Origin of the sequence: Frankia sp. KB5 (assembly GCF_002099325.1) — a bacterium.
In the GTDB taxonomy this organism is placed as follows: Bacteria; Actinomycetota; Actinomycetes; order Frankiales; family Frankiaceae; genus Frankia; species Frankia casuarinae.
In genome coordinates this window covers 22,617-30,438 of the sequence record NZ_MRUJ01000006.1, presented here as the reverse complement: position 1 = coordinate 30,438, position 7,822 = coordinate 22,617, and the positions used below count along the sequence as shown (strand labels likewise).

7 protein-coding genes are annotated in these 7,822 nt (G+C 71.1%); 6 read left to right on the top strand and 1 reads right to left on the bottom strand.

Annotated elements, in window-relative coordinates:
- Positions 1-420 precede the first annotated feature (420 nt).
- From KBI5_RS01080 to KBI5_RS01060, 5 genes are all read left to right on the top strand, one after another.
- A complete protein-coding gene (locus tag KBI5_RS01080; RefSeq protein ID WP_035732629.1) occupies positions 421-723 on the top strand; it encodes an urease subunit gamma in 303 nt (100 codons plus the stop codon).
- The gene (locus KBI5_RS01075; RefSeq protein WP_011435286.1) at positions 720-1,100 is read left to right on the top strand and encodes an urease subunit beta; all 381 of its coding nucleotides are present in this window, start codon (positions 720-722) and stop codon (positions 1,098-1,100) included. The genes KBI5_RS01080 and KBI5_RS01075 overlap by 4 nt, the downstream gene beginning before the upstream one ends.
- Entirely contained in the window at positions 1,097-2,824 is a 1,728-nt protein-coding gene (locus tag KBI5_RS01070; RefSeq protein WP_085014065.1) for an urease subunit alpha, read from the top strand. Before KBI5_RS01075 ends, KBI5_RS01070 begins: the two co-directional genes overlap by 4 nt.
- A gap of 127 nt (positions 2,825-2,951) precedes the next feature.
- Entirely contained in the window at positions 2,952-3,749 is a 798-nt protein-coding gene (locus tag KBI5_RS01065) for an urease accessory UreF family protein (protein WP_023841194.1), read from the top strand.
- 142 nt (positions 3,750-3,891) lie between these two features.
- Complete coding sequence (locus KBI5_RS01060; RefSeq protein ID WP_011435283.1) at positions 3,892-4,851, top strand: urease accessory protein UreD; 960 nt, start codon at positions 3,892-3,894, stop codon at positions 4,849-4,851.
- A 279-nt stretch (positions 4,852-5,130) separates the two neighbouring features.
- Here KBI5_RS01060 and KBI5_RS01055 read toward each other — a convergent pair whose 3' ends face one another.
- Positions 5,131-6,738, bottom strand: coding sequence for a glycosyltransferase (locus tag KBI5_RS01055; protein WP_085014064.1), 1,608 nt, complete (start codon positions 6,736-6,738; stop codon positions 5,131-5,133).
- A 331-nt stretch (positions 6,739-7,069) separates the two neighbouring features.
- Between KBI5_RS01055 and KBI5_RS01050 the strand changes: the two genes are divergently transcribed.
- Positions 7,070-7,747, top strand: coding sequence for a TetR family transcriptional regulator (locus KBI5_RS01050; RefSeq protein ID WP_011435281.1), 678 nt, complete (start codon positions 7,070-7,072; stop codon positions 7,745-7,747).
- The last annotated feature ends 75 nt before the right edge of the window (positions 7,748-7,822 follow it).

The window sequence follows — 7,822 nt, the reverse complement described above, 5'->3', positions numbered from 1 at the left end:
GACCGCGGCGCGGCCCCGCCCGAAGACCAGTGTGAGCAACCGAACCCCTGTCAGCCTCATTCCGGGCGTACCCCCACCTGCCGGTCGGTCCGACCGGCCCGAGCGGTTCCCCGGACGCCAGAGCGGTTCCCCGGACGCTAGAAAGGATGCGTATCGGTCCCATCGCGCCCGGGTGAATTACCAGTAACTCCATTCTTACTGTTGACGGCACCACGCTCCCGCGGCGTCCCCGGCAATGTCGGGACAGAAACCTGGACGAAACTTTTCTTGGGTTGCGAGAGCGTCGCCGTTCACCTGACCGTCACATTGCGCCCCGATATGTCCGACGAGCATCGGGGCCGGAGCGTCGCCGGCATGTCGTGGACCGCGCCGAACCGAACCAGGCCGGCGGCATTCCCCGACCTGCTAGGCTTCGCATTCGTGCTGCTGAGCCCCCATGAACAGGAACGACTGCTGATCCATGTGGCGGCCGGGCTCGCCCGTGAACGGCGAGCCCGTGGGCTGCGGCTGAACCATCCCGAAGCGACCGCGATCATCACCTCGTTCCTGCTGGAGGGCGCGCGGGACGGTCGCGGCGTCGCGGACCTGATGAGCGCCGGGCGAACCGTGCTCACCCGGGACGACGTCATGGAGGGCGTGCCGGAGATGCTCGGCGAGGTGCAGGTCGAAGCCACCTTCCCGGACGGCACCAAGCTGGTCACCGTCCACCGGCCGATCCCGTGATCCCCGGGGAGATCCTGACCGGCGACGATCCCGTCGAGATCAACGCCGGACGCCCGGTACGCACGGTGCTGGTCCGTAACATGGGCGACCGGCCGGTGCAGGTCGGCTCGCACTACCACTTCGCCGCGGCGAACCCCGCTCTCGACTTCGACCGGGCGAGTGCCTGGGGCCACCGGCTCGCGGTGCCCGCCGGCACCGCGGTCCGCTTCGAACCCGGCGTGGAACGCGAGATCGAACTGGTGCCGCTGGCCGGCGCCCGGGTCGTGCCGGGCCTGCGGCCGGAATCGGCCGGCCCGTTGGACGCCGCGAGCGGCACCCGGATTGCGGACACCGCGACGATCGAGGATATATCGGGCTTTCAGGGAGAGGGTTCGTGAGCCGACTCGACCGCTCCCGCTACGCGGCGCTGTACGGCCCCACGGTCGGCGACCGTATCCGGCTCGCGGACACCGACCTGTTCATCGAGGTGACGGAGGACCGCAGCCGCGGGCCGGCGGGCACCGGGACCGGTGACGAGRCCGTCTTCGGGGGCGGCAAGGTCATCCGTGAGTCGATGGGGCAGTCCCTGGCAACCCGCGCCGAGGGTGCGCCCGACCTCGTCATCACCGGCGCCGTCGTTCTCGACCACTGGGGTGTGGTCAAGGCCGACGTGGGGATCCGCGATGGCCGGATCGTCGCGCTGGGTAAGGCCGGCAACCCGGACACAATGGACGGCGTCCATCCCGAGCTGGTGATGGGGCCCGGCACCGAGATCATCGCCGGTAACGGGAAGATCCTCACCGCCGGCGCGGTGGACTGCCACGTCCATCTGATCTGCCCGCAGCAGGTTCCGGAGGCGCTGGGCGCCGGCATCACCACGCTGATCGGCGGCGGCACCGGCCCGGCCGAGGGCACGAAGGCGACGACGGTGACGCCCGGATCCTGGAACCTGGCGCGGATGCTGTCCGCGCTGGACGACTGGCCGGTCAACGTTGTCCTGCTCGGCAAGGGCAACACGGTCAGCGACGAGTCGATGTGGGAACAGCTGCGCGCCGGGGCGGCCGGCTTCAAGCTGCACGAGGACTGGGGRACGACGCCGGCCGCAATCGACGCCTGCCTGCGGGTCGCCGACGCCGCCGGCGTCCAGGTTGCGCTGCACTCCGACACCCTGAACGAGGCCGGCTTCGTCGAGGACACGCTGGCCGCCATCGCCGGTCGGGCGATCCATGCGTACCACACCGAGGGGGCCGGCGGCGGGCATGCCCCGGACATCATCACGGTCGCGGCCGCCGGCAACGTGCTGCCGTCATCGACGAATCCGACCCGCCCGCACACCGTCAACAYCCTCGACGAGCACCTCGACATGCTGATGGTCTGTCACCATCTCAACCCCAGCGTGYCCGAGGACCTGGCCTTCGCCGAGAGCCGGATCCGGCCGTCGACGATCGCCGCCGAGGACATCCTGCACGACCTGGGCGCGATCTCGATGATCGGTTCGGACTCGCAGGCGATGGGCCGGATCGGCGAGGTCGTCCTGCGTACCTGGCAGACCGCGCATGTGATGAAGCTCCGGCGCGGGTCCCTGGCCGGCGACGATCGGGCCGACAACACCCGGGCCCGACGCTACATCGCCAAGTACACGATCTGCCCGGCGGTGGCGCACGGCCTGGACGCGGAGATCGGCTCGGTGGAGCCCGGCAAGCTCGCCGACCTGGTGCTGTACGACCCGGCGTTCTTCGGGGTGCGGCCGTCGCTGGTCCTCAAGGGCGGGTTCATCGCCTGGGCCGCGATGGGCGATGCGAACGCCTCCATCCCGACCCCGCAGCCGGTGCTGCCCCGGCCGATGTGGGGAGCCGCCCGTGGTCCGGCCGCCGCGTCGTCGTTGATCTTCGTTGCCCCGGCGGCGATCGAGGACGGGCTGCCCGGACGGCTGGGGCTCGCCACCCCGGTGGTGCCGGTCGCGGATGTGCGCCGCCGCGGCAAGGCGGATCTTCCCGAGAACACCGCGACACCGGACATCCGGGTGGACCCCGACACGTTCACCGTCACGGTGGACGGTGAGGCGATCGAGGCGGATCCGGTGAGCGAACTCCCGATGACCCAGCGCTACTTCCTGTTCTGAATGTTCTGATTCTGAGTGTTCTGACGGTTCTTACCACGGCTGTCACTGCGTATCCAGAGGCTTCCGGGCCCGATGAATGTAAACGCCACAGCGGTTCGGACACTGACTAACGCCGGGAGCGGCTACGGTGACGATTGAGGGCGATACCGCACGGGACGGCGGGACCGAGGACGTGGCTGGTCCGACCGGGCGATCCGGACGGCGGGCGACGCTGCTGGTCCTCGCGGACGGCCGGATGCCCACGGGAGGTCACGCCCACTCGGGCGGTGTTGAAGCAGCGGTGACGGACGGGAGTCTGGCGAACCTGTCCGACCTGGCGGCCTTCCTCGTCGGACGGCTCACCACGACCGGCCTGGTCGCCGCGGCCTTCGCGGCCGCAGCCTGCCGGGCCGGCACGCAGCCGGGTCCCGCGACGCGGGCGCCACACGCCGACCACGTCCCCACCGCATCCGTCACACCCGTCACCATCGTCACACCCACCACCATCGCCACCTTGGACGCCGAGCTCGACGCCCGGATGCCCTCCCCCGCCCAACGCGACGCGAGCCGGGCTCAGGGGCGCACGCTGCTGCGAGCGGGCCGGGCCGCCTGGCCCGTGCCGCCCGGTCCACGTGCACCGCACCACCCGTGCGCACTAGGCATGGTCGCCGCGGGCGCGGGCCTGCGTCCCTCGGACGCCGCCCTGGTCGCCGCCCACACCACGGTCACCGGACCCGCGACCGCCGCGACCCGCCTGATGGGGCTGGACCCCTTGGCCGTCACCGCCGTGCTCGCCCGGCTCGCCGACGAGGTCGAGGCGATCGCGCTGGCCGGCGCGGAGGCTTCCCGACGCCCGCCCCGGCTGCTGCCCGCCGTCACCGGTATCCGCCTCGATCTCCTGGCCGAACGGCACCGCACCACGGCGCTACGGATGTTCACATCCTGACCGGTGCCCGCCGACTCGTCGTCATCGGTCCCAGACCCGGCCCGTCGGCTACTCGCATGGTCGGCTACTCGGCCGATCGCGATCGCGCGGCGCCGGGTGGACCCGCGGGCGCCGGCCGATCCCGTCGCCCCCGGCTGGCACCATGGCAGCCATGAGACGGGGGGTCATCCTGGGCGGGGTCGCGGCCGGGCCGGAGGGCCCCCTCGTCACGGCCGCCCGAACGGGCCGCACGGCCGTACGGGCACGGGCCGTCATCCGGGTCGAATCGGCTCCGGACGGCACGGCGAGGCTCATCGAGTTGCGCTCCGACGTGCCGATCGTCCTGCGCCAGACCGGAGCATCCCCTGGTCGGACCAGGGCCCCGTCTACGGTGCCCGCGCTATCCGCGGACGCGCTGCCGACCGCGACGGTTCACCTGGTCAACGCGACCGCCGGACCGCTGGCGGGTGATGATCTGGGACTCGACATCTCCGTCGGCAGCGGGGTGCGCCTGGTGGTGCGTTCGGTGGCCGCGACGGTGGCCCTGCCCGGTCACGGGCCCGGGCCGTCCCGCTTCACCGTGTCGGCACGGGTGGCCCCGGGTGGCGCGCTGGACTTCGCGCCGGAGCCGACCGTCGCGGCGCGGGGCTCGGACCATCTCCTGGTGACCGATGTGCACTTGGCGACCACGGCCTGGCTACGGCTGCGCGAGGAGATCGTGCTGGGCCGATTCGGGGAGACGACCGGATCGATACGTAGCACCCTGCGGGTGGACATGGACGCCCATGCGGAGGTGGATCCGCCATCCGAACCGACCCCCCTGCTGCGCCAGGATCTCGTCCTCGGTCCCGAGATACCTGGCCTGACCGGACCAGCCCTCCTCGGCTCGGCTCGTGCCCTCGGGTCGCTCCTCGTCGCGGGGCCCGATCCGGTGGGCTCTCCGGCAGCCCGGCGGGAGTCCGTGCCGGCAAAGAGGGCGGAATCCGGCGCGCAAGCGGCCGTCGCGGACGGGGTGGCGCTGCTTCCCCTGGCTGGTCCGGGTTATCTCATCTCCGCCCTTGCCGAGAATGCGGTTACTCTCCGACGTCGTCTGGAACAAGGGCCGGCTCCTGCCACGGTCTGACTCGGACGGGCAGTCAGGCGCGGGTGCGGTGCCGTAGAGCCGATAGAACAGCGCGACCGCCTGTCCGGCGCGGGCCCGGCGGTTACTGTCGCGGTCCAAGCCGGAGGCCGACCCAGCAGGGCGACGATCTGCCTGTCGCGGATGGTGAGGCCGACCGCCAGCCGGTCCTGTTCGACTGTCCCGGCCGGGATGGATGACTCACTCACGCGACGGAGCGTTCCTAGYCACCGCCCTCTACCGACTCGGCCACGGCACCCCGTCCTAGCTCGGGACCACCGGCTAGGTCCGGGGCTGATCGGTCGATCCGCCCCGGACCGGCGGCGAGGCCGATGACGATGCGGGCCACCGCGTGGGAGTGGGCGTCGGTATGGACGTAGGCGTGGGGGAAGCCGGCGCCACGGCCGGCGCGGGGACCGCCGAGGATGTCGCCATTACCAGGGGTGTTGCGGGCACCGTGGACGAGGCGGATGGCAAAGCCGATGAGCCGCCGGCGGAGGCCGATGAGCCGCCGGAGTCGGGCGGCCCGGCCACCGAACCCTCACGCCGTTCACCCGGGCCGTTCGGATACTCGGGGGCGGCGGCCGGGGCACCGTGATCCTGGTAGGTACGTCCCTTCCAGGCCGCTCCCCGCCCGGCCCGCTTGAGCCGCGCCGAGTCCACCGTCATCGCGAGGTACAGCACGGCCACTCCGGGGAGCAGCAGGGCCAGCGGCAGCGGCTGACAATAGTAGCGGGTCATCGGCAGATAGGTGACAGTCATGATCAACCAAGCGATCCCACCGACGAGAGCCGTGGCGACGTCGCCGGTCACGATGCCCACGATGGTCGCGACCACTGGGATGAYGAAGACCAGGCTCAGTCCCAACACGGTCCCGACCAGCAGCGACGGGGAGTGCCGCAACTGCGCATAGGCGCTGCGGGACACCATCTTCCACAGATCCGCGAGCCGCGGATACGGGCGCTGGCTGTGGACCTGCTCGGCGAGTCCGAGCCACGTCCGCCCGCCCGAGCGCTTGATGATCCGCGCGATCGCCACGTCGTCGATGACGGCGCCGCGCACCTCCGCCAGTCCACCGGCCGCCGCAAGGGCCTCCCGGCGGATCAGGGAGCATCCGCCGGCCGCGGCGGCCACCCGCGAACCCGGCCGGTTCGACCACCGGAACGGGTACAGCATCGCGAAGAAGTGCACGAAGGCCGGGACGATCAGACGCTCCCAGCCGGTCTGCACCCGTAGCACGGCCATCTGCGACACCATGTCCAGCTTCTGGGAGGTCGCCGACTCGACGAGCGCGGTCAGCGATCCCGGGCGGTGGGAGATGTCCGCGTCGGTGAGGAGCAGGAAGTCGACGTCGCCAGCGCACTCGATGCCCCGCCGCAGCGCCCACAGCTTCCCGGTCCAGCCAGTGGGGGGTTCGGTGGATGTGGTCATGGCCGGCGTCACGTTGGTCTCACCACGCGTGGCGGCCTGTTCCGCCAGGTCCCGGGCAACCTCCGTGGTCCCGTCGGTGGAACCGTCGTCCACCAGGATCAGCTGGACAGGACCGGGATAGTCCTGGGCAAGCAGCRTCGGAARCGTCACGGGAAGSACGTCGRCCTCGTCCCGAGCCGGCACGACGATCGCCACACTGGGCCAAGCGGTCGGCGCCTGCCGGGATGGCAGGCGCTGATCGGTCCGCCAGAAGAACCCATGGCCGACGGTCAGGTAGAGCCAGGCGAGCAGAGAGGCAACGGCGACCCACAGCAGCACTGTCACAGAAAGTGATACTGCCACGGGCCCCTCAAGGGCGTGCGGGCGCCCCGGGTAATGCGGGGTTACAAGGCTTCCGTCCCGGTCTGGCCGAGCCGGTATGGAGATCTCCCCCCCGAAACTCTCCTGCCGCGCCACCATGAAATCCCAGGCCTCYGGCCGGCGGCGGGGTAGCCGACATGAGCATCGACGATGGTGCCCACCACGCCCCGCGGCAACAATGAGCACCTCCCGTAACCTCATGATCGACAGGGGTGATCGGAGATACCCGGCTGCAACCAGTTGAAAACGAAAAGTGATCGGCGATGCGCGACGAACGGCTGGCGAGGGCGCGACCAGGGGGCGAGGCAACAGCCACGGATCGGCGTCCGTCGGCGGTTGCGGGTGCATCGGAGCAGCTTCGTCACGACCAGGCCCGCTCGTGCCGGGACGGTAGTGGGTACAACGGCCTCGGCTACACCATAATCAAGGGGTGACACGAAGCCGTCGTACCGAGCAGACGGCTGACACCCGTCAGGCCCTGATCTCCGCCGCCCGCCGTCGGTTCGCCGAACAGGGGTTCGCCTCCACCGGCACCGAGGAGATCGTCGCCGACGCGCAGGTCACCCGCGGCGCGCTTTATCACCACTTCCGCGACAAGGCCGCACTGTTTCGCACCGTGATGGAACAGGTCGCGACGGAGGTGGCCGAACAGCTCGTCGCCGGTGAACTTGCCCGGGACGCGGAGCTTCCCAGCGACGCCTGGACGCAGCTCCGGTCCGGGTTCCAGTCCCTGCTCGACATCTCCACCGCGGACAGCGACTTCCAGCGCATTGTCCTCGTCGACGGTCCGGCCGTGCTGGGCAACGACGCCTGGGATGCGCTCGTTGAGAAGCACGGCTACCGGCTGCTCTCGGAGTGGCTGGAGCGCGCGATGGCCGAGGACCGCATCGACCCGCTGCCAGTGGTCCCGCTGACCAGGCTGGTCGCCGCCCTGCTGTCGGAGGCGAGCATCTACACCGCCGGCGCCGCGGACCCGGACACCGCCCGCCTCGAGGTCGGCACCGTGCTCGACCGGCTGCTGCGCGGGCTCGGCCGCGGTGGCGATCTCGCCGAGCAGCCGCCGGTCAGTGCCGACGGCGGCGCCGGCTCCCGCGGGACCGCCGGCTAAGGCCGGCTGGCGTCGTCAACGCCAGCGAAACCCTGCTCCCGCCGGCCCTGCTCCCGCCGACGCGAGGCGGGGCGG

What these genes read in the sequence shown, in the direction of transcription:
- KBI5_RS01060 (WP_011435283.1), top strand. Translation starts at nt 3,892, where the DNA reads ATGGCAGCCATGAGACGGGGGGTCATCCTGGGCGGGGTCGCGGCCGGG.